The sequence below is a fragment of the Dactylosporangium thailandense genome, assembly GCF_059739745.1.
In genome coordinates this window covers 6,856,834-6,879,297 of sequence record NZ_AP029195.1, presented here as the reverse complement: position 1 = coordinate 6,879,297, position 22,464 = coordinate 6,856,834, and the positions used below count along the sequence as shown (strand labels likewise).

At 76.5% G+C, this 22,464-nt stretch carries 14 protein-coding genes; 9 read left to right on the top strand and 5 right to left on the bottom strand.

Features of this window, described 5'->3' with window-relative positions; genetic code table 11:
• Positions 1–4 precede the first annotated feature (4 nt).
• The 5 genes from AC6JBM_RS30410 to AC6JBM_RS30390 all read right to left on the bottom strand — a co-directional run bounded on the left by AC6JBM_RS30410 (position 5) and on the right by AC6JBM_RS30390 (position 12,328).
• Positions 5–1,804, bottom strand: coding sequence for a hypothetical protein (locus AC6JBM_RS30410; protein WP_497977466.1), 1,800 nt, complete (start codon positions 1,802–1,804; stop codon positions 5–7).
• Positions 1,801–5,394, bottom strand: coding sequence for a DUF5682 family protein (locus tag AC6JBM_RS30405; RefSeq protein WP_497977465.1), 3,594 nt, complete (start codon positions 5,392–5,394; stop codon positions 1,801–1,803). Before AC6JBM_RS30405 ends, AC6JBM_RS30410 begins: the two co-directional genes overlap by 4 nt.
• Positions 5,395–5,524: 130 nt before the next feature.
• The gene (locus AC6JBM_RS30400) at positions 5,525–6,682 is read right to left on the bottom strand and encodes an ATP-binding protein (RefSeq protein WP_350609296.1); all 1,158 of its coding nucleotides are present in this window, start codon (positions 6,680–6,682) and stop codon (positions 5,525–5,527) included.
• Positions 6,683–6,722: 40 nt separating this feature from the next.
• Positions 6,723–11,537 (bottom strand): hypothetical protein, encoded by a 4,815-nt coding sequence (locus AC6JBM_RS30395; protein WP_497977464.1) that lies wholly within the window; start codon positions 11,535–11,537, stop codon positions 6,723–6,725.
• On the bottom strand, positions 11,534–12,328 hold the full coding sequence (locus tag AC6JBM_RS30390) for a DUF4132 domain-containing protein (protein ID WP_497977463.1): 795 nt from the start codon (positions 12,326–12,328) through the stop codon (positions 11,534–11,536). The genes AC6JBM_RS30395 and AC6JBM_RS30390 overlap by 4 nt, the downstream gene beginning before the upstream one ends.
• Before the next feature lie 172 nt (positions 12,329–12,500).
• Between AC6JBM_RS30390 and AC6JBM_RS30385 the strand changes: the two genes are divergently transcribed.
• The 9 genes from AC6JBM_RS30385 to AC6JBM_RS30345 all read left to right on the top strand — a co-directional run bounded on the left by AC6JBM_RS30385 (position 12,501) and on the right by AC6JBM_RS30345 (position 22,385).
• A complete protein-coding gene (locus tag AC6JBM_RS30385) occupies positions 12,501–12,779 on the top strand; it encodes a DUF2277 domain-containing protein (protein ID WP_350609302.1) in 279 nt (92 codons plus the stop codon).
• 5 nt (positions 12,780–12,784) lie between these two features.
• Positions 12,785–15,301: an ATP-binding protein gene (locus tag AC6JBM_RS30380; RefSeq protein WP_497977462.1), complete on the top strand. Its 2,517-nt coding sequence runs from the start codon at positions 12,785–12,787 to the stop codon at positions 15,299–15,301.
• Between the two features lie 96 nt (positions 15,302–15,397).
• A complete protein-coding gene (locus AC6JBM_RS30375) occupies positions 15,398–15,649 on the top strand; it encodes a nickel-binding protein (RefSeq protein ID WP_497977461.1) in 252 nt (83 codons plus the stop codon).
• A 5-nt stretch (positions 15,650–15,654) separates the two neighbouring features.
• Positions 15,655–15,897 carry a nickel-binding protein gene (locus AC6JBM_RS30370; protein WP_497977460.1) on the top strand — a complete coding sequence of 81 codons (243 nt, stop codon included), beginning with the start codon at positions 15,655–15,657 and terminating at the stop codon, positions 15,895–15,897.
• Between the two features lie 190 nt (positions 15,898–16,087).
• The gene (locus AC6JBM_RS30365) at positions 16,088–17,251 is read left to right on the top strand and encodes an ATP-binding protein (RefSeq protein WP_497977459.1); all 1,164 of its coding nucleotides are present in this window, start codon (positions 16,088–16,090) and stop codon (positions 17,249–17,251) included.
• A complete protein-coding gene (locus tag AC6JBM_RS30360; RefSeq protein ID WP_497977458.1) occupies positions 17,236–18,045 on the top strand; it encodes a response regulator transcription factor in 810 nt (269 codons plus the stop codon). Before AC6JBM_RS30365 ends, AC6JBM_RS30360 begins: the two co-directional genes overlap by 16 nt.
• A gap of 111 nt (positions 18,046–18,156) precedes the next feature.
• Entirely contained in the window at positions 18,157–19,818 is a 1,662-nt protein-coding gene (locus AC6JBM_RS30355; RefSeq protein WP_497977457.1) for a DUF6311 domain-containing protein, read from the top strand.
• Positions 19,819–19,853: 35 nt separating this feature from the next.
• The gene (gene pyrE, locus AC6JBM_RS30350) at positions 19,854–20,381 is read left to right on the top strand and encodes an orotate phosphoribosyltransferase (protein WP_497977456.1); all 528 of its coding nucleotides are present in this window, start codon (positions 19,854–19,856) and stop codon (positions 20,379–20,381) included.
• Positions 20,382–20,459: 78 nt separating this feature from the next.
• Positions 20,460–22,385 carry a branched-chain amino acid ABC transporter substrate-binding protein gene (locus AC6JBM_RS30345; RefSeq protein ID WP_497977455.1) on the top strand — a complete coding sequence of 642 codons (1,926 nt, stop codon included), beginning with the start codon at positions 20,460–20,462 and terminating at the stop codon, positions 22,383–22,385.
• Positions 22,386–22,464: the final 79 nt, after the last annotated feature.

Below are 22,464 nucleotides of genomic sequence, written 5' to 3'. Positions count from 1 at the left end.
AGGTTCAGCCCAGCCAGGACGCCTCGGCCAGGGCGCGGGCGGCGGCGTCGGAGTAGGTCGCGGCGGCCAGCCAGGCCTGCGCGAACGCGGTGCCGTCGTCGTCGCCGAGGCGGCCGAACGCGTTGCGCGGGCGGTCGTTCGCGGCCGCGACGAGCCGGTCCAGCAGCGCCGCGCCGGTGTCGAGGCGGGCCCGCCGCAGCCGGGCCGCGTCCGACGGGCCGCGGCCGGCCGGGAACGTGAGCATGACCCGCCCGCCGTTGACCGTGCGCTCGACCTGCGCGCTCAGCAGCTGCAGCGCCGGATCGCGCACGGCCGGGCGCCACACCTCCTCGGCGGCGGGCCCGGCCGCGGCCGGGCGGGCCGAGGCCACCTCCTCGCGCAGGTGCTCCTGCGGCAGCTGGCTGCTGTGGAGCCGGTCGAACGCGAGGTCGGCGTGGCCCTCGACCCGCCACTGCTCGCCCTCGACCGGCGCGACGGCCAGCGGGAGCACGGTGCCGGGCCGCCCGGGGTCGGGCCGCGCGATCAGCAGCATCCGCAGGCCGGGCGCGCGGCCGAGCACGCGCAGGTTCTCCCGGTAGCCGAGGGCGGGATGATCCACGGCGACCCGCAGCGTGAGCGGGGTGCCGTCGGCGTGCTCGGCCTGGATCGCGTCCCCGTCGGTGCCGAGGACCGTCACCGTCAGGAACAGCAGATCGGCCCCCGCGGTCCGCTCCGTGACCGGCTCCGCCAGCGCCGCGAACGCCCGGTGCACCTGCGCGGCGACCGGCTCCGCCCACAGCCCGGCCAGCGGCTCCTCGTGCCAGGCGGCCCCGGAGGCGGTGACCGCCCGCACCCCGCGTCCGGCCCCGAGCTGCCGGCTGCCGGCCGCGGTCGCGCCGGTGACCACGAGCCCCGCCCGGGTGAACCCCCGGTGCGTCAGCGCCGTCTCGCCCATCGCCAGGGTCGCGTCCCCGCCACGGGCCGCGCGCTTCGCGTCGCCGGGCATCACGTCGGCGACCATCCACAGGCGACCGTCGCGATCCGCCGCGTACGTCACGACCCCCGCGTGTCCCGTCCCGGCGAGCACCGCCGTGGAGCACAGGCCGTACAGGCGCAGGCTCCCCTCGACGTGGTACTCCCGCCGCGCCGTGCCCAGCTCGGTGCTCGCCCCGGTCCGCAGCGCGTGCGCGACGAGCAGCAGCTCCCGCATCGCGTCGCTGAGATCCGCGAGCCGGTAGTGCGCGTCGTCCCCGCGGGCCGCCTGCAGCTGCGTGGCCACGACCCGGGCCGCGGCCGCCAGCTTGTACACCTTCGTCGCCTGCGCCTCGTGCGCCGCCCGCAGCAGCGCCGCCCGCGCCACGGTCCCCGACCCGCTGACCCCGCCCCCGAGCACGGCCACGGCCGCCCGCCAGACATGCTCGACGGCCGCCCGCTGGGCCACCCCGAGCTCGTCGCCCGGCTCCTCGGTCGCCTTGGCCTCGACCGCGGCCCCGGCCCCGGCTTCGGTCTCGGCCGTCGCTTCCGGCGCCGCGGAGGCGTCCCAGACGGGCGCGTTGGACAGCACACCCGCGCGGTGCAGGCAGTTCGGCGCCAGCAGGCAGGTGCACGTCACCTCCGCGGCCGTGCGCACCACCCCGCCCGGCGCCAGCAGCGTGACGGTCGTGGCGTCGTCGATCGCCACCGTGTACCGCTCCCCGTCGGCGACCACCGCCAGCGCCGCGAAGCGCCCCACGGCGTCGTCGAGCTTCTTGCGCAGCCGGGCCGGCAGCCCGTCGACCGCCTCCACCAGGACCGGCGCGTCGATCGGGGGCAGCGATGCGTTCACGGTTTCACCTTCTCCGCGACCCAGCGGGCCAGTTCCAGGGGGCTCAGCGCGGCCACCGGCATCCCGGCCGCGACGAGCTGTGAGGCGACGGACACCGAGTACCGCGGCCGCCCCGCGTCGTCCAGGCTCGCGCAGCCGAGCACGGTCACGCCCGACTCGGCGAGCGCCCGCGTCTCGGCGAGCAGCCCGCCGATCGGGTAGCCCTCCTCGAAGTCGCTGACGAGGACGACGAGGGTCCGCGACGGTACCGTCACGAGGCTGCGCGCGTGCCGCAGCCCCTTCGCGATGTGCGTCCCGCCGCCGACCCGCACCTCCAGCAGCAGGCCGAGCGGATCGCCGACCCGGTCGGTCAGGTCCACGACCTCGGTGGAGAAGGCGACGAAGTGCGTCGTGAGCGCCGGTACCCCGGCCAGGATCGCCCCGGTCAGCGCGGACCAGATGATCGAGGCCTCCATCGACCCGGACACGTCCACGACGAGCACGAGCCGCCAGTCGACCCCGCGGCGCGCCCGCGTCTTGAACACCGGCCGCTCCGGGATGACCCGCACCCGCCCGTCCTCGTCGCGCCGGGTGGTGGCCAGGTTCGCCCGCAGCGTGCGCGGCAGGTCCAGCGGCCCGCCCGGCCGGTACGTCGGCCGCGGCGTGCTGATCCCCGCGAGCGCCGGCCGCAGCCGGGTCGCGAGCCGCCGCGTGAGCTCGTCGACGATCCGGGCCACGAGCGGCCGCAGCCGGGCCAGGGAGCTCTCGGGCATGCCGCCGGCGAGCGACAGCACGGTCTGCAGCAGCTCGACCGAGGGATTGACCGCCTCGGGCTCGAGCAGCATGACGGCGTCGCGCCGCCCACCCTCGGCCGCCCGGGCGAGCACCTCCTCGCGGATGCCGGGCCCGAACAGCGCGGAGAGCTCCTCGGCCCATTCCCGCACGCCGGGGAACGGCGCCTCCCGCCCGGCGCGTCCGGCCGCGTCGGCCGCGGAGCCCTCGCCGCGCCCCCTGCCGTACAGCTCGTCGAGCGCGGTGGCGTACCGCCGGGCGGCCGCACCCATCTGCTGGTCCTGCCGCCCGAGCAGCAGCCGCCATCGGTCGATGACGGCCAGGCTCCGCTCGGCCTTGTCTAGCTTGTCGGCCTTGTCGGGTGCGGTCGTGGCGGGCTCGGCCTTGTCGGGTGCGGTCGCGGCGGGCTCGGTGGCCTCCGGTGCGGTCGCGGGTGGCATCAGGCCGAGCGACTCGGCCGCGGCCCGGCCCGCCCGGTCCGCGAGCAGGAGTCGCAGCAGGGCCGACGGGTCCACGTCGGCGACGTCGGCCGGGGTGGTGTCGCCGAGGCGGTCGCGTACGACCGCCAGCAGCCGGTCCCGCCCCGCCGGGCTCACCGCCTGGAACCCGCCCCGCAGCGCCGGCAGCCGGGCCAGGAACGCGTCGTCGGGCAGCGTCGCGACCCGGTCGAGCAGCCCGTCGAGCGCATCGGGGCCGGACTGCAGCAGCGGCTCCGCGGCGGCCAGGAGCCCCCGCAGGTGCCCGAGCAGCCGCCGCCGGGCGTCGTCGTCGGCGGCCGCGTCCACCCAGGACGCGACGCGCGCGCCGAGCACGGCCGGCTCCGCGAGCCCGAGCAGCACCTCGACCGCGCCGGCCGCGGCCGCCATGGTCGGCGTGCCGTCCGCGGCCAACCGGCGCAGCGCGTCCGCGAGCCGCAGCCCCACCCCAGCGGCGTCGGCGCGCCGGCCCAGCGCCACGAGCGCGTGCACGTCCGCGAAGTCGTCGGAGCCGGCGAGGCCGTCGACCTGCCGCACCGCCGCCGCCTCCAGCGCATCGCCCAGCGTCCCGAGGTCGGCCAGTCCCGCCGCGACCGCGGCCGGCAGCCCCGGGACGTGCCCGAGGCGCAGCCGGTCGAGCAGGCCCAGGGCGGCCATCAGCTCCTCGAGCGTGGCGCTCGCCGGGACGTGCTCGGCGACCTCGGCGAGCCGCTCGGCCGCCAGCCCCGCCAGCCCGCACTCGGCCGCCGCCGCCAGCCCGCCGATGATCTGCGCCGCGGTCGCGCCCTCCGCGCCCTCCTCGCGCCGCCGCCGCTCCCGCAGCGCCCCCTCGGCCGCCTGGGCGAGCGTGACCCCGCGCACCCCGGCGACGTCGAGCATCGCCTCCGTCCCCGCCGTCCACTCCACGCTCCACCGCGTGGTGAGCGCGTCGACCCCGGCCGTGCCCTCGACCCCGGTGGACTCGGCGTAGGGGATCCGGCACGCGGCGAGCTGGCGCAGCGCCACGTCCCGGCGCCGGTCGAGCTCGGAGCGCAGCGGGTCGAGCCGCAGATCCTTGACCGCCGCGCCGGCCACGGGCAGCCGCAGCTGTTCGAGCAGCGCGGTCACCGCCGGGCGCAGTCCCGACCGCGGCGCCCCCGCCGCCAGCGCGCCGCGCACGTCCCCGACGAGCACCGCCTCCATCGCGGTCGCGACGACGCGCCCGCGCCCGAGCACCTCCCCGTGCGCGAGCACGCTCTGCAGCGCCTCGACGAGCTCTCCCCGCCCGGGCGCGGGCAGCCCCCGCAGCCGGGCGAGATCGCCGGCCAGCCGCACCACCTCCCGCGCCTCGGCGGGCCCGGCGGGATGCCCGCCGGCCCGCACCCGCGCGCAGACCTCGACGACGGAGGCCAGCGCGGCCGCCTCCACGCCCTCGGCCCGCCCGGCGGCGTCGACCACGGCCTGCTGCCACCGCGGGTCCCGAATCCCGGCCGGGTACCCGGACCGCGAGTCGAGCAAAGCGAAGCTGTACGGCACCAGCGACGTGACCACGCCCGAACCCGCGTCGCCCCGCTCGCTCGCGAACGCCTCCTCCGCACCGGGGCCGGTGCCGGCGGCGTCCGGGCCGGTGAGCAGCGCCGCGGCGTGGAACGAGCCGACGACGGCCGCCACCCGCCGGTCCCCGGCCGCGGCCAGGCACCGGCGCATCCAGGCCTCGCGGCGCAGGTCGAGCTCGGACACGCCCGGCCCGGTCGCCGCGTCGGTCCGCATGGCCCACCCGACGAGCAGCGCCGCCCGCCGCACCGCCTCGGGATCCGACCCGGGCGCGCGGGCCTCGACGACCCGGTCCCACATGTCCTCGTCGGGCCGCCCGCTGGCCGCCTGCCGGAGCGCGTCGCCGAACGCCGACCCCGGCGCCGGCGACCCCGACTCCGACTCCGACTCCGGGGAGTCCACGACCGCGAGCGACGCCGACGCGGGATCGTGCCAGACACGGGACGCGAGCGGCAGATCGCACGGCACGACCTCGACCCCGTGCTTCGCCGCCCACCGCACGGCCACGAGCTCCGGCGAGAAGTCCGCGAACGGGTAGAACGCCGGGCTCCCGTCGGCCCCGCGCACGCCCGCGAGCGCGACCGGCGCGGCGGTGCCCGGGTCGGCCAGCCAGGGCAGCCAGGACGCGAACTCGGCCGGCAGTTCGAGCAGCAGCACCTCGGGCCGGAACCGGTCGAGCAGCTCCCCGATCACCACCGACAGCGCGGGGGAGTGGTGCCGCACCCCGATGAGGAACGGCACCGTGGCCCCCGCCAAGGCCGCGATCGCCTCGTCCGGATCGACCCCGGCCCCCGCAACGCCCGACGCCACCGAGCGCAGCGCGGCCGAAGCGGCACCAGTCAAGCGCGGCGGAGGCGCGCCATCCCCGTAGGGCGAAGGCGTGCTGTCCCCGTGGGGCGACGGCGCGCTGCCCGGGAGCGGCGTGCCGTCGCCGATGGCGTCACGGCTTGAGGACATCGCGCAGTTCCCACAGCCGGCTCCACAGACGGGCGCCCTCCTCGGCGCGGCGGCGCACCGCGCCGTCCCAGTAGCCCAGCAGCTTCGCGCCGTCGGCCGGGTCGTCCTTGCACACGACGCCCTGCAGGTGGGCGGGGAGCAGGGAGAGGACGTCGCGGTCGCCCGGGAAGTATGCGGCGGCGAGGCCCAGCGACGTCGCCACCGCGACCGCCTCCGCCGTGCTCATCACCGTCGACGGGCGCTCGACCTCCCAGCCCTCGACCGATCGCCCGGCCCGCAGGTCGCGGAACGCGGTCACGAGCGCCTCGAGGACCGCCTCGTCCACCTCGAACGGCGTCTGGACCCGGTCCAGGGCCGCCCGCGCCTGCCGGCCGACCAGCGCGGTCTCCTGCGCGAGGTCGGGGATCGGGCCGACGGTCTCGAAGTTGAAGCGGCGCTTGAGGGCCGCCGACATCTCCGACACGCCCCGGTCGCGCAGGTTCGCGGTGGCGATGAGCGTGAAGCCCGGCGCGGCGTGGACGGTCGCGCCGTCGGTGCCGGACAGCTCGGGCACCGCGATGCGCCGGTCGGACAGGATCGACACCATCGCGTCCTGCACCTCCGGCAGGCACCGCGTGATCTCCTCGATCCGCGCCACCTGCCCGGCCCGCATCGCGGTCAGCACCGGCGACGGCACGAGCGCCTCCGGGCTGGGGCCGTGCGCGAGCAGCAGCGCGTAGTTCCAGCCGTATCGCAGCTGGTCCTCCGTCGTGCCCGCGGTGCCCTGCACGACGAGCTCGCTCGTGCCGCACACGGCGGCCGCGAGCAGCTCCGACAGCATCGACTTGGCGGTGCCGGGCTCGCCGACGAGCAGCAGCCCGCGCTCGCCGGCGAGGGTGACCACGCACCGCTCGACGAGGGCGCGGTCGCCGACGAACTTCCGGGCGATCTCCAGCTTCGCCGGCACGCCCTCGGGCCGCTTGCCCTTGGGCAGGGCCAGCTCCCCGTCGCTGCCGACGATGAAGGTGACGACGGCCCGCGGGGTCAGCCGCCAGCCGGGCGGCCGCGCCCCGCCGTCGAACGCGGCGAGGAACGCGAGCTCGGTCGCGTGCGCGTGCTCGGCGGGATCGACCTGCCGGGGAGCGGTCACAGTGGCGGTCATGAACGGCCCTTCCAGAAGAACGCGGACAACGAAACAGCACTCATCGACGGCCCCGCGTCTGCAGCTCCTCGAAGCGCGGCGTGTCGCCGGACGTGATCCGCTCCCAGGCGATCGCGAACAGCTGCGGCGCCGGCGCGACCGGGACCACGGCCCCGAGCGCGGTGCCGTCCTCGCCCGCCCCGATGAGCAGCGGCAGCTTCCACCGCTCCAGCGGCGGCAGCGGCGCCTTCCACGCCATCCACCCGCCGGGCAGGAACAGCGACCGTCCCGCGCGCGGCCGCTTGGCCTCCACGACGAGGTCGGTGCCGATCAGCTCGGCGCGGGCGGCCTTGAGCCGGGCCGGCTTCCATCCGGTCCACCCGGCCACGTTGCGGTCGGTGGGGTCGGGCAGGGTCAGCAGCTGCAGGTAGAGCGTGGCGGCGTCGGCGCTGAGCCCGTGCCGGTCGGCGACCTCGGCGACGAGCTGCGGCGCCGAGCGTGACGGGTCGTGCGGCGCCTCGACGTCGGGCGCGTCGAGCCAGCGCGCGATGTCCTCACCGAGGATCGCCCGCAGCGCCACGATGCCCTGCGGCGCGCCGTCGAGGGCCGCGATGAGCGCGTCGACCCGCCGGTCGCCGGGGCCGTCCATGCGGGCCGTGCGGACCCGGGCCCGCCGCCAGTAGCCCTGGGCGGAGATCACGAACAACCCGGCGTCGAGCTCGTGCTCGCCGCGCTCGACGTCCAGCCCCAGCTGGGCGAGGGCCTTGTCCATCGCGGTCTCGTCGGAGCCGGCGACGGCCACCTCGAAGGCCGGGTCCCGCGTGAGCCGGCGCACGGCCTCCAGCACGCCGGGCAGGTTGGCCCGGATCGGGTCACCGGCCGGGAGGCGGCGCACCAGCCAGGGCAGGCCGCGGGCGACGGCGAGGAGCAGCTCGGCGCCGTCGACGCCCTGGTCGGGCGCCTGCAGCCACTTGCACGTGCCCGGATTGGCCACGCCGTGCAGGAACGACGACGGGCTCAGGGTGGACTGGGTGACGGCCCGGCGGAACTCGGTGATGAGCTCGTCGCTCACCGGGGTGCGGGCGCCGACCTGCTCGGTCCGCCAGGCGCCGAACCGCACCGGGTCGGGCCCGGTGGTCCACAGCTGCGCCGGGTCGGCGGGCACCAGCGCCGCGTGGGCGCCGCTGATCTTCGGGGCCAGCGTCGGGTCCCGCCGCAGGTGGTCGATCGCGGTCTCGATGGCGTAGTCGGTGACCGTCGGGTCGGCGGGCTCCCAGCCCTCCTTGGTGGCCGACCACTGCCGCGCGTCGGCCGCGCCGGACAGCAGCACCGTGGCCTCGGCGAGGCTGATCCCGCCCGCGGCCGACAGCGCGCGGACCGTGTCCGGGTGCAGCAGCGCCGCGGACCCGCCGCCACCGCCGGCGGCGAGGGCCCGGCCGGCCGCGACGAACCGCAGCACGCCGTCGCGGTCGATGCCGTGGCGGTCGTATTCGCGCGCGAAGCGGATCTCGTGCCCGTGCACCGCCCCGAACCGGCCGTCGGCCGAGTGCTCGACGCCGTTGGCCGCGCCGTCGTGCGGCGAGACCTGGAACGGCAGGAACGTGCGGCCGGGGCCGGACTCGTAGGGCTGCCCGACCGTCATCTCGGGCCGCCCGCTGTCCGGGGCGACCCCGACCCGGCGGGTGCGCCCGGCGCCGTCGAGCAGCCCGGCGCCGGCGATCACCCCGAGCGCGTCCAGCAGCGCGGCGCGGTGCTCCGGCTTCGTGGCCGGGGACGCCGCGCGCAGGATGACCGAGGGCAGCACGCCGAGCGTGTCCCACCAGTCGAGGTCGCCGTTGGGGCACCAGGCCTCGAGCGGGGTGCGGGGCTCGCCGCCGGTGAGCGCGGCGCCGCAGTCCATGAAGTGCCTGACCCACTCGCGGCCGTGGTCGTAGCAGCTCGGGATCAGGCCCGAGAGGGCGTCGTTGAGCACGCCGTCGGCGGCCAGATGGGCGTCGGGGTCCTGCAGCGCGGCGGCCGCGGGGCCGCCGGCCAGGATCTCCTCGGTGACGCCGGTGAGCCGGGCCAGCCGCAGCGCCGCCCGGGCCGCGTGCCGCACGACCCCGCCGACGCCGGCGAGCAGCGCCGGGTGGCTCAGCTCCGGCAGCGCCGCCCGGACCGCGTCGCGCACGGCCTCGTCGGCGATGGTGGCCCGGTCGGCCTCGGCGCCGGCCAGGGCCGCCACCGTGGCCATCAGCGTGCCGGCCGCGTCGTCGCCGAACGCCCGCAGCGCCCGGGAGCCGGCCTCGTCGCGGGGGCGCAGCTGGTGCCAGAACGCCACGTGCGGCACCAGCGCGGTGGCCTCCGCGAACGGGCCGCTCTCGCCGGTGGTGCTGGTCCGGGCGAAGCAGAACCCGTCGGGCGTGTAGAGCTGGACGACCACGGACCGCCAGGCGCGCTCGATGTAGAGGCCGTGCACCGTGTCGGAGCCGGGGAAGCGGATGCCGCCGCCCAGCACGCCGGCGTTGCCCGAGCGGGACGAGGGCGGGTCGGCCATCGCGAACGCGCGGCCGTCGACGCCCTCGCCGGCCTGGCCGCCGCCGGTGCGCCGCACCCGCCAGCCGACGAGCCCGTCGTGGGCGCCGAGCGGGCTCTGCGCCATGCGCGGCGAGGCCGGCCGGATGCCGCAGTTGCCGGCGTCGAGCTGCTGGCCGTCGGCCGCGCCGTCCTCGAAGAAGCGCGGCAGCGAGGCGCGGCCGCGTTCGCCCGTGGCGGCGTCGTACTCATACCACCGCGACGAGTAGTCGGGCTCGTGCCGCAGCACCCAGTGGTGCCGCCCGTCGCTCACGACCGCGCCGAGCTCCTGCGCCTTGCGGTCACCGGCCCGCAGCGGCCGCCCGCCCGCGGTGCGCCCGCCGCCGGGCAGCGCGAGGGAGTGCTCGCCGAGGTCGTTGAGCCCGTCCTCGGCGGCGGTGAACACGTCGTCGGGGGCGCCGCTCCAGTAGCCGGCCCGATCCCCGTCGCGGTTCCAGCCCACCAGCAGCTGCCCGTCGACGTAGCGGACCGCGACGTGCCACGAGTAGCGCAGCTCCTCGGCCGGGACCCGCAGCGTGTGGTCGAGCTCGACGCCCTCGTCGCCGATCACGAGCACCCGGTCGTTGCGCCGCAGCACCAGTGCCGGCCACTGCGGGGTGATGAACAGGTTCTCGGTCAGCGCGCCGCGGTCCAGGCCGCCGAGCATCTCGGTGGCGGCCTCCAGCGCGGGCCACCCGAGCTCGTCGAGGACCCCGGCCCGCAGCGTCCGGCCGAGCACCGGGCCGAGGTCGAACGCGGTGATCCGGGCGATCGCCTCCGGGTTGACCGCGAGCCCGTCCGGGGAGGCGACGAGGGTGAGCCGGTCGAGCTCGTGCCCGATCGTGGTGAGGCCCTGCGCCTCGACCCGGTCGGCGAGGCGGTCCAGCCACCAGTGCAGCGCGGTGCGCAGGCCGGGCACCGCGACCACCTGGGTGACCTTGGCCGCGTCGACCTTGGCCTCCTGCGAGCGGTACCACGTGTGGAGGTGCCCCTCGATGCTCGCGGCGACCAGCGCGCGCAGGCGCTCGTGGCCAGCCACGGCGCTGAGGTCGCGACGGCCCTCGCCGTCGTCGCCGAGCCAGACCCCGACGTCGCACCGCGCGTGCTCGTGGGCCTCGGCCAGCGGCACGTCCAGGCTCAGCAGGAGGTCGGCGAGGTCCAGGTCGACGCGGCCGTGCGAGGTGGCCAGCTCCAGCGGCGTGCCGTCGGCGATGAGCCGCGGTGCCATCCGCTCGGCCAGCGCGAGGTAGCGCGCGTTGCGCCGCTTGCGCCAGCCCCGGCTCCGGTCGGCGCGCACGAGCCAGCCCGCGGGACCGTCCGGCGACTCGGCGGCCGCGTCGACCGTGCCGGCCGCGCCGGCGAGCGCCTCGGTGGCCCCGGTCTCCTCCAGGATCTCCAGCCACGTCTCGAACGGGCAGTCCTGCGGGAACATGCCGAGCAGCTGGCCGCGGACCTTCGGGTCGCGCCGGGCGATGCGCAGCAGGGCCGGGCGATACGCCTTCCAGAATCCGCCCGGCGCCCGCAGCAGCGACGGCGCCGCGAGCAGCTCGGTCAGCAGCGCCTCGTCCTCCTCCGGGCCGAGCTTGGCCGCCTTGGCCAGCCGCCCGAGGTCGACGTGCATCTGCGCGTAGGGCGGCATCCCGCCCAGCGTCCGCTCCAGGCACAGCCGCCGGAACCGCTCGTAGGCGACCGCGGGCGTGCACCGCCCGGCGAGGTCGCGGGCGTGCTGGGCGAGCGACTTGGCGGTCAGCGCGCCGGCGAGGGCGAACTCGAGGAAGACGGTGTGCTGCCGCTCCTCGTCGATCTCCAGCGCGTAGGTGCGCTCGGCCTCGCGGGCCTTGCCGAACATGCTCGCCGCGTAGGTCTGGCTGTCGGCGGCCAGGAACGCACGGGCCGCCTCCTCGTAGAACGTCGGCAGGAAGTGCGGCACCGCGCGGGCCAGCCGGTCGCCGAGCTCGTTGAAGCCGTCGCGGGCCGGGCCGATGCGGGACTTCGCGACCCGCACGAGCCGCTCGATGTCCTTCACCAGGGCCAGCGCGTGGTGGCCGTTGGCGGGGTCGTGCACGAGCGCCCAGGCGGGGAAGCCCAGCGCCTGCTGGCGGACCAGGCCGACCTCGGCGACGGTCTGCGGCGCGGCGAAGCCCAGGAACTCCATCGTGAGGTCCTCGGCCTGCCCGAGCGTGCCCGGCACGAGCCGGACCACCTTGCGCTCGCCGAGCACCGGGTGCGCATACTCGCGCGTCGTGAGCGTGTCGACGGTGTCCTTCTCGACCTCGGACCCGAGCGGCAGAACCGCGCCCGCATCCAGCAACGCCTCGCTCACGCGTCCTCCTCCTTGCTCTCCTCGACGACCCGGCCGGCGTAGAGCGCCGCGGCCATGCGCATGCCTTCGGACCACGCGACCGGCCCCACCTCGGCGAGCGGGATCGACTTGCCGTCGGGGTGGACGAACACCAGGTCGCCGGTCTCGGCCTCCGTGTAGGGGTCGTCGGCCCCGACCCAGCTGCGGGCCTCCAGGCCGCGCCCGTCCTCGAACACGCGGCAGACCGCGTAGCCGCCCCGCACCGGATAGCCCAGCGAACCGGCCCGGGCGAGCAGGTGCCGCAGCTCGGCGAAGCGGCCGCCGGCGTAGTCGCGCACGCTCGCCGCGCCCGGCTCCAGCTCCGCCGGGCGGGTCCAGGTCTGGCGGAAGAGCTGGTCGACGGACTGCTTGACGCCGAGGTCGGCGGCGAACTCGCGCAGGTCCTCCAGGTCCGGCAGGCGCGTCGGGTGCGGCACCGCGACCCGCTCGGCCGGGAGCCGGACCGTCTCGCCGTCGAGGTTCACGACGCCGATCCCGCCGGCGGTGGCGTCGCGCAAAAACCCGGCCTCGTCGGGGTCGAACGAGCCGTCCTCGTCGAGCACTGCGACCACGAGGTCGGTCAGCGCCGCGCGCCACGTCTCGTCGGCCCAGACCCGGGCCAGCAGCTCGGCCGGCACCGGCAGGGAACGGATCATCCACAGGTCGACCTGCTCGCGGACCTCGGCCTCGTGCCGGCCCAGCCACTCGGTCAGCTGCCGCAGCCCGGCCACCACCGGGTCGTCGCGCAGCACCGGAGGCAACGACCTGAGCACTTTGCCCTTCTGATTACGGCACGCTATGCGCCCTGCATCCAGGGTCACCTCATAGCCGCCGCCGGCCGCGAGCCACGCCATCCGGGTTGCCTCCGTTCCCTCGTCCATCGGATGCCCGGCAGACTAGCGAGGGGGTGCGACATTTTTCCGCGGGCCTGGCATCGTGGACGGCATGTGCAGGAACATCCGCGTGCTGAACAACTTCGAGCCGCCCGCGACCGAGGACGAGATCGAGGCCGCCGCGCTGCAATACGTGCGCAAGGTCGCCGGCATGACCCGCCCGGCCGCGGCGAACCAGGAGGCCTTCGACGCCGCCGTGCAGGCGGTCACCGAGGCGACCCGGACACTGCTGGACAATCTGGTGACCCGCACCCCGCCGCGCGACCGAGAGGTCGAGGCCGCCCGGGCCCGGGCGCGTGCCGAGCAGCGCTACGGTCCGCGCGACCGGTAGTAGCCGTGCGGTTGCTGGAACGGGAGTCCGCGCTCGCGTCGCTGACCGAGTACGCCCGCGAGGCGCACGCCGGCGAGGCCCGCCTGGTGCTCGTCGGCGGCGAGGCCGGCGTCGGCAAGACCGCGCTCGTCGAGGCGTTCACCGAGGGCCGGCCCAACGTCGTGTGGGGCCTGTGCGACGGTCTGTTCACGCCGCGGCCGCTGGGCCCGCTGTTCGACATCGCCGACCAGCTCGGCCTGGACCTGCGCACGGCGGACCGGGACGAGCTGTTCGCCGTGACCCTGCGCGCGCTGCGGGACGTCGACGTCCTCGTGGTCGAGGACCTGCACTGGGCCGACGAGGCGACGGTCGACTGGATCCGCTACCTCGGCCGGCGCCTGCGCGGCACCGTCGCCGTGCTCACCTACCGCGACGACGGCCTGTCGCGGGGTGACCCGCTGCGCCTCGCGCTCGGCGACCTCGGCACCCAGCGCGGCACCCGCCGCATCGGCCTCGCCCCGCTGTCGGAGCCGGCCGTGCGCGCCCTCGCCCGGGAGCGCAGGGTCGACCCGGCCGAGCTGTACCGCCTCACCGGTGGCAACCCGTACTTCGTGACCGAGCTGGTTCGCGACGGTACCGCCGGCATCCCCGCGTCCGCCGCCGACGCCGTGCTCGCGAGGGCCGCGCGCCTGCGGCCGCAGCCGCGTGCCGTCCTGGACACCGCCGCGCTGATCGGCACCCGCGTCGACCCGCGCCTGCTCGCCGAGGCCACCGGCGCCACCCCTGAGGCGCTCGACGATCTCGTCGCGTCCGGCCTGCTGACCGGGGACGGCGCGGGGCTGCGATTCCGTCACGAGCTGGCGCGGCTGGCGGTGGAACAGGCCGTACCGCCGCATCGAACCGCACCCGCGCACGCCACGGTGCTCGCCGCGCTGCAGCGGCTCGGCTCCGGCGACGACGCGAGCCTGGCCCACCACGCCGAGGCGGCCGGCGACCGGGCCGCCGCCCTGCACCACGCCGTGCGCGCGGCCGGGGCCGCGGCCGGGCTCCGCTCGCACCGGGAGGCGGCGGCGCAGTACCACCGCGCCGTGCGGGCCGACGGGAACGATCCGGAACTGCTCGACGCGCTCGCCTTCGAGCTGTCGATGATCGACGCCTGGGCGGGCGTGGCGGAGGCGGCCGAGCGGGCCCGGGTGCTGTGGCGCGCGGCGGGCAACGGCCTGCGCGAGGGCAACGCGCTGCGGATGCGCTCGGCCGCCGGGGTCAGCCTGTGCCGCGGCGAGGAGGCGCTCGCCGACGCCGAGGCGGCCATCGCCGTGCTCGAGCCGCTCGGCCCGAGCGGCGAGCTCGCCCTCGCCTACGGGCACCTCGCCAAGCACCACATGCTCGCCGACCGCCACGCCGAGGCGATCGAGCTGGCCCGCCGCGCGCGGGCGATCGCCGCCCCGCTGGGCCGCTTCGACCTGGTCAGCGACACCCTCAACACCGAGTCGGCGGCCCGGCTCATGCTGGGCGGGGAGTGGATGCCGCTCATGCGCCGCGCGCTGGACGTGGCGATCGAGCACGGTCACGACGAGAAGGCCGGGCGGGCGTACACGAACCTCTACGGCATGCTCTGCCGGGCGCGCCGGTACGCGGAGGCCGAGCCCGTCTACCACGAGGCGATCGCGTACTGCGACGAGCACGACGCGGACACGTACGGCACCTGCCTGCGCGGCGAACGCGCCTCCTCGCTCGCCCGCACCGGCCACTGGGACGAGGCGATGGCGCTGTGCCGGCAGGTGCTCACCCGGGTCGAGGAGGCGTCCCCGATCAACCGGATCTATCCCTTGTACGTCCACGCGACGATCCGCGCCCGGCGTGACGAGGACGGCGTGTGGGTGGCGCTCGACGAGGCCGCCGAGGCGGCCGACGGCACCGGCGAGCCCCAGTGGATCATCAAGGCGCGGCTGGGCCGGGCCGAGGCGCACTGGCTCGCGGGCAAGCACTCCGACGCGCGCACCGAGGCGGAGCTCGCCGACGACGTCTGCGCCCGCGCCGACGGCTGGCTGCGCGGCTGGGTCGCGACCTGGCTGCGCCGCACCGGCTCGGACCGCCCGGCGCGCGGCGAGCTCGCGGAGCCGTTCGCGCTCGAGCAGGCCGGCGACCACGCGGGCGCGGCCGCCGTGTGGGACGCGCTCGGCTGCCCGTACGACGCCGCCCTGGCCCGCCTCGGCGCCGGGGACGAGGACGGGGTGCGCCGCGCCCTGGCCGCGTTCGACGACCTCGGCGCGACGGCGGCGGCGCGGGTGGCCCGGCAGCGGCTGCGTGACCTCGGCGCCCGCTCGATCCCGGCCGGCCCGCGCACCGCGACCCGGGCGCACCCGCACGGCCTGACGCGCCGCGAGCAGCAGGTGCTCGACCTGGTCGCGGAGGGCCTGACCAACGCGGAGATCGCCGCGCGGCTGGTCCTGTCGGTGAAGACGGTGGACCACCACGTGTCCGCGGTCCTGGCCAAGCTCGGCGTGGCCACCCGCGCCGAGGCCGCGCGCAAAACCGGGTAGGCACCGACCCAAACCTGGGGAATGCTTCCCGATTCGCGGGCACCCCCGCCATCCGTACGGTCGGTGCATCGCTCGAACCGGAGGAGGCGCTGGCAAATGCCGCTCTACATGGACATCCACAGCATCGAGGGCGGCGTGTCCGTCGACGACGTCGTCAAGGCTCACATGGCCGACCTGCGCACGCAGGGCCGGTACGACGTGAGCTACCTGCGGTACTGGGTCGACGAGGCGCACGGCAAGATCTTCTGCCTCGCCGAGGCGCCGACGGCCGAGGCGGCCGCGGCCGTGCACCGCGAGGCCCACGGGCTCGTCGCCGGCGAGATCTACCAGGTCCAGGAAGGCTCCTGACGCCGATGCCGACGTTCATGGACGTGCACGCCGGCTACGCGGACGTCACCCCGCAGGAGCTGATCGCGGCGCTGGACGCCGACCGCGAGCACGCCGTCGCCGAGGGTGTCCGGTTCGACCGGCACTGGCTCGACCGCGCCTCCGGGCTGGTGTTCCGGCTGGCCCACGGGCCGGACCGGGAGGCCATCCTGCGCGTCCATGAACGCGCGGGACATCCGGCCACCGATGTGTACGAGTTGCCGCAATAATGTCGTTGCACCTCTCCCGCCTGTGCCGTACTGGGGGCACGCCGAGGGGGCGGGAGCGCGCCGGCCGTGTCACCTTGAGGTCCGCCCTGGAGGCCCCTTGGTGACACGGCCTGGACGCGACCCGGACACGGAATGGATGGGCCGACGTGCCGATGCCCGGCGATGGCGAAGACGGGCACGATAGGCGTCGATGGGGTTGACGGAGCGGGTGCGGGCCGCGCTGGACTGGTCGCGGATCCCGGACGGGTCCGGCGAGGAGATCGTCCGCGCCAACGAGCAGCGCCTCGCCCGCATGGTCGCCTACGTCCGGCTGGCGACGGTGCCGTTCCTGGCCGTACCGCTGGTGGAGTGGCGCGACCTCCCGAGACCCTGGCTCGTGCTCCTGGCCCTGCTCGCCGCGGCCGCCTGGGCCCTGTTCGTGCTGCGCCGCGTCCGCCGCAACGAAGGGCTGCGCGACGACCAGCTCCTGGCCTTCGCCGACGCCGCGTTCTGCGTCGCGCTCATGGCCGCCGGCTCCCGGGCCGGCGTGCCCGAGCAGCGCAACGCCGTGCTCACCGAGCTCGTCCCGGTCAGCCTGGTCAGCCCCGTCGTGCTCGCCTTCGCGGTCGGGTTGCGGTGGCGGGCGGCCGCGGCCGTCGCGCTGCTCGGCGCCACCTGGGTGGCCTCGGTCTGGCCCGACGTCTCCCAGAAGCTGGGCTCCGACCTGCTCGGGTTCGTGGTCTGGTACGTCGCGGGACTGGCCGTCGCGACCCTCATGCGCGGCATGGCGGCGCAGACGGCCGCGGCCGTGGCCCATGCCCGCCGCCTCGACCTCGCCCTGCACCGGGAGGGATTCCGGCGCTCCCTGCACGACGGCGTGCTGCCGATCTTCGACGGGATCGCCCTGGACGAGCGCGTCGGGCGTGACACCCGCCGGGCCGCCCGCCGCGGCGCGATCCGGGCCCGGGCGCTGTTGTCCGCCGACGCGCCCGCCGACGGCTTCGAGGCCCGCGTCTTCGAGCTCGCGGCCACCTTCGCCGACCTCGGGCTGCTGCTGTTCCCGCGGGTGTACGTCCACGAGGAGCCCCCGCCCGAGGTCGCCGCCGCCCTGCTCTCCGCCGCGCACGAGGCCCTCGCGAACGCGCTGAAGTACGCCGGTGCCGACGCCGAGGTCGTCCTCTTCGCCGAGGCGACCGCGGACGGCGTGGAGATCTCGGTGCTCGACAGCGGGGCCGGCTTCGACCCCGGCAGCACCCCGCGCGGGCGCGGCTACACCTCGTCGCTGCCGGCCGTCACCGCGGCCGGCGCCGGCTGGGACGTCAGCTCGGAACCCGGCCAGGGGACCAAGGTGGTGCTGCGGTGGCCGGCCCCGTAGTCGTGGTCGACGACCACCGCCTGGTCGCCGGCCCCCTCGTCACCGTGCTCACCCCGCTGCTGGCCCGGCACGGCTTCACCCTCCGGCCCCTCGCGACGAGCGTCGCGGCGTGCCTGGCGTCCGGGCCGCCGGGCCTCGCCGTCTGCGACGTGATCCTCGAGACGGGGCTGTCGGGCGCGGAGGCGGTCAAGGCGCTGGTCGCGCACCGGTGGCGGGTGCTGCTCATCTCCGGGTACGCGCCCGAGGAGCAGACGCTGGACGCCATCGCCGCCGGGGCCGCCGGCTACGTGGAGAAGTCCGAGGACGCGGCCGGCCTCGTCGCCGCCGTGCGCGCCGTCGACGCCGACGGGCTGCACCTGTCCGCCGCCCTCGCCGCGATGTTCTACGCCGACCTGCGCCGCCGCCCCCTACCCTCCGGCGCCGAGCTGGCCGCCGGTGACCTGCGGGTGCTGCGCGCGTGCGTGCAGGGCGAGCCGCTCGGGCGCGCCGCGCGGGGCTGCGGGCTCACCCCCGGGCAGGCCCGGGAGGCCGTGGCCCGGATCTTCGCCGCGGCCGTGGCCCGGCGCCAGCAGCACCAGCTGACCCCGCGCGAGCTGGAGGTGGTGCGGCTGGTCGGCTGCGAGCACCTGTCGACGGCGGCCGCGGCCCGGCGCCTCTTCGTCTCGATCGACACCGCGAACACCCACCTGCGCTCGATCCGCCGCAAGTACCACCTCGTGCACCCCGAGGCCCCGCGGAACCTGCCCCAGCGCACGGCCGCCCAGCTCTGGGCCCGGGAGCTGAACCTCTGCTGACCCCGCTCACCAGGACTGGGGAGTGCGACTCCTACCCCCGAACCGGGAGAATCGAGGACACGGCGCGGTGGTCGCGCGGGGGGTGTGACCACCGCCCGGTTAGACTCGCCCGTGACCCGCCGCCGGGCCGATCTTCTCGCCGTGGCGAGCTACGTGCTCGCCGCCGTCGTGCTCTGCGGGCGGCTGCTGGCCCATCCGGGGCAGCGGCTGCCGTACACGCCCGGCGACCGCATCCAGGCCGAATGGCACCTCGCGCTGGCCGCCCGGCTGCTCGGGCGCGGCGGGAACCCGCTGCTCATCGACCGGATGAACGCGCCCGTCGGGGTCAACGCGATGGCGAACACGACGCAGTACGGCCTCGGGGTGCCCATGGCCCCGATCACCTGGCTGTTCGGCCCCGGTGTCGCGTTCGACGTGCTGATCGTGCTGGCCCTGAGCGGTACCGCGGCCGCCTGGTTCTGGCTGTTGTCCCGGCACGTCGTGGACTCCCGGCCCGCCGCCTGGGCCGGCGGGCTGGTCGGCGGGTTCGCGCCCAGCGTCGTCGGCCACGCCACCTTCCACCCCAACCTGGCCGCGCAGTTCCTCGTGCCCGTCATCGCGTGGCGGGTCGTGCGGATGCTCGATTCGCGGCGGTACCTGCGCGACGGCCTCGTCCTCGCCGCGCTGGTCGTGTGGCAGGTCTTCATCAACGAGGAGACGCTGTTCATCACGGCCCTCGCGCTCGGCGTGTTCCTGCTGCTGTGGCGCGGTGTGCGCTGGCGTCCCCTGCTGCCGGGCCTCGGCGTCGCGGCCCTGGCGGCGACCGCCGTGCTCGCGTACCCGCTCTGGTACCAGTTCTTCGGCACCGGCGCCTACCGCGGCGGCGAGCGCCAGATGACCGCCTTCCACACCGACCTGCTCGGTGTGACCTCGTTCTCCCGCACCTCGGTCGCGGTGCGCTGGAGCGAGTACCCGCCGGCCCCCGGCTTCTCCGCCGAGCAGCACGCGCACCTGGGCTGGCCGATCATGCTGGCCGCGCTCGCGTTCGTGCTCTGGCAGCGGCGCGACCGCCTGACCCGCTCGCTCGCGATCACCGGCGCGGTCTTCCTCGCGCTCTCGCTCGGCACCGGCCTGACCCTCGGCGGCCGCTCGCTCGGCATCCCCGGCCCCTACGCCCCGCTGGCGCGCCTGCCGCTCTTCGACACCCTGCTGCCGACCCGGCTCGGCGAGGTCCTGACCTGGTGTCTCGCCCCGCTCGCGGCCCTGGCCGCGGCCCGCTGCCGCCTGCCGTCCCGCCTGCTCACGATCGGCCTGGCCGCCGCCCTGCTCGTCCCCGCCGCCCCGACGCCCACCCCGGTCGAGCCCCGCCCGGCCGTCCCGTCGTTCGTCAGCGGCGGCGCGTGGCGCGGCTACGTCGACGCCGATCATTCGGTACTGGTCGTGCCCCTCGCCGACTTCGAGCACTGGACGGCGCTGTCCTGGTCGATCGCGACCGGCCTCGACATGCGCCTCTCGCACGGCTACTTCCTCGGCCCCGAGGGCGGCGTCACCGGCCACCACGCGATCGTCGGCCCGCCGTCCCGCCCGCTGGACCGGCTGCTGCGCGATCCCCGGCCGGTCACCGCCGCCGACCGCGCCGCGGCCCGGGCCGACCTCGCCTACTGGCGCACCGCCATCGTCCTGGCCCCGCCCGGCCCCGCGTACGCGGCCCAGCGCCGGCTCCTCGACGACCTCTTCGGCCCCGGCCGGCTGATCGGTGGCGTCTGGCTGTGGGACGTCCGCGGGGTGCGGTAGGAAGCCCCGGGCACGGCGTACGCGACACTGATCGCATGACCAGCCCGCTCGCGCGCCGCGTGTACGAGACCTGCCACCTGACCGGCTCCTTCCGCCTCCGTTCGGGGCAGGTGAGCGGCGAGTACTTCGACAAGTACCTGTTCGAGGCCGAGCCCGTCCTGCTGCGCGAGGTCGCCGCGGCGATGGTCGAGCTGCTGCCCGAGTGCGACGCCCTCGCCGGGATGGAGATGGGCGGCATCCCCATCGCGACCGTGATGTCGCAGCTCACCGGGTTGCCGACGGTCTTCGTGCGCAAGGAGGCGAAGGCGTACGGCACCGAGAAGGCGGCCGAGGGCTTCCCCGTCGTCGGCCGCCGCATCGCGGTGGTCGAGGACGTGGTGACCACCGGCGGCGCGCTGCTGGCCTCGTGCCGGGCGCTGCGGGCCGAGGGCGCCGAGATCGTCGCGGTCGTCTGCGCGATCGACCGCGAGCAGGGCGGCCGCGACAACCTGGCCGCCGAGGACCTGCAGCTGCGGCCCGCGCTCACCCGGACCGATCTGGAGGCGGCCGTCCGGGCGTCGTGATGCCCTGCCGGCGTTGAGCTCGCGACTGGCGCGGCGGCGGTACCGTCGTGCTCCACGGCAGACGACAGTGGAGCGATCATGATCGGTCCGTGGGAGATCGGGCTGGTGGCGGCCCTGGCCATCGCCGGCGGCTACGCGCTGTGGCGCATCGCCGCGCGCGTGCGGTTCCGGCGGGCCGCCGGCGCGCGGGGCGGGCCGGCGGGGCCGCCCAAGGCCGAGGCGGTCACCGCGGACCGGCTGGTCAAGCGGGCCGAGGCGGCCGTGGCGCGGCTGCGCGAGCAGACCGACTCGCCCCGCGACCCGGTGCTGCGCGCGCAGATCGGCGACGTCGACGACCACGCCGCCGAGGTGCTCGACGACCTGCGCCGCTTCGCCGAGCAGGTCAAGGCGGTCGAGCGCTCGCTGCGGGAGATCCCGGTCGACCGGCTGCGGCGGGACCTCGGCACGGCGACGGCCCAGCGCGACGAGGCCGGCGACGAGGCGCTGCGGGCCGAGCTCGGCCGGTCGGTGCACGCGCTCGAACAGCAGCTCGCGGTGGCCGACCGGCTCGACACCACCCGGCGCACGCTGCTGGCCCGCATCGAGGCGGCGGTCTTCGACCTCGAGGGGCTCGGGGCGCGCGTCGCCGAGCTGATCGTCATGCACGACGCGGCCGGGGCGGGCGACACCGAGGCGCGCCTGTCCGAGCTCACGGGCGACCTGGAGGGCATGCGGGCCGGCCTGGCCGAGGCGCGCGGCCTGTCCAGCACCGTCCTCGGAGGCTCGCAACCGGCTCCCAAGGAGCGCGCGTCCGCGCCGGCCCCGCCGCCCGAGCCCGAGCCCGCGCCGGTCAAGCCGGGGCGGGCCCGCTGGGACCTCGTCGCCGTGGCCGTGGCCGTCGTCCTGGGGCTCACCTGCCTCGCCAACGACGTCATCCCGCACGCGAGCAGCCCGTCGGGCGGCGCCACCTGGGGGCCGGACGAGTGCGCCCGGACGATCGCGTTCCTGGGCGAGCTGACCGGCGACGACGCCGGGGACGGGCCGGGGGAGCTCGACGCCGTCACCCTGGCCGTGACCCAGGACAACGCGGCGCACCCGGACGAGTGCGAGGTGCGGCTGCGGCAGTACGACACAGCGATCACCGGCGACGTGGCGGAGTCGGCGAGGCAGATCGCCGGGGACGCCTCGATCGTCGCGGTCGTCGGGCCCACCTACGGCCACGAGGCCGAGTCCGCGGTGCCGGTCCTCGAGCCCGCCGGGCTGGCCGTGATCAGCCCGTCCGCGAGCGACTCGGACCTCACGGCGAAGGGCTGGACCGTCTTCCACCGCACGCTGCCGAGCGACGACGACCAGGCCGACTCCGCGGCGCGGTACCTGCGCGACACCCTGAAGGCCGGGCACGTCTTCGTCATCGGCGACGACACCGCCTTCGGCAAGGACGTCTCGGCCCGCGTGGCCGCCACGCTCGGCGCCCCGGCCGTGGCCGGGCAGGCCGCCGTCGCCGAGGACAGCACCGACTGGGCGCCGGTCGTGGACCAGATCCGCAACAGCGGCGCCGACGCGGTCTACTTCGGCGGCTGGGCCGACGACACCGCGCCGTTCGTGCAGCGGCTGCGGGCGGTGCTGCCGAAGATCCCGCTCGTGACCGGCGACAAGGTCATCACCGAGACCTTCCGCAAGACCGCCGGCGACGCGGGCCACGGCACGTACGCCACCTGCCCCTGCCTGCCCGTGACCCAGGGCCTGGAGACGTTCCGCTCCCAGTTCAAGGCCCGCTTCGGCGACACGCCCGAGTACTACGCGCCGGAGGCGTACGACGCGGCCCGGATCGCGCTCGCGGGCCTGCGCGCCGGGAAGACCACGCGGCCGGCGATGCTGCAGTTCGTGGACGCCTGGGACGGCGACGGGCTCGGCCGGCGCATCCGGTTCGGCCGCGACGGGGGCCTGGCGGGGCCGGCGCTGAACGTGTGGGCGTACCAGTCCGGCAGCGACGGCTACTTCGCCCCGAAGGGCCCCGTCGCCTGACGCCGCCTGGCTCCTTTTAGCGCACCGCAAATCCCCGTTATGCCTTCCTTCGCCGCCCGCTGCGGCCCCTGACCCGGCA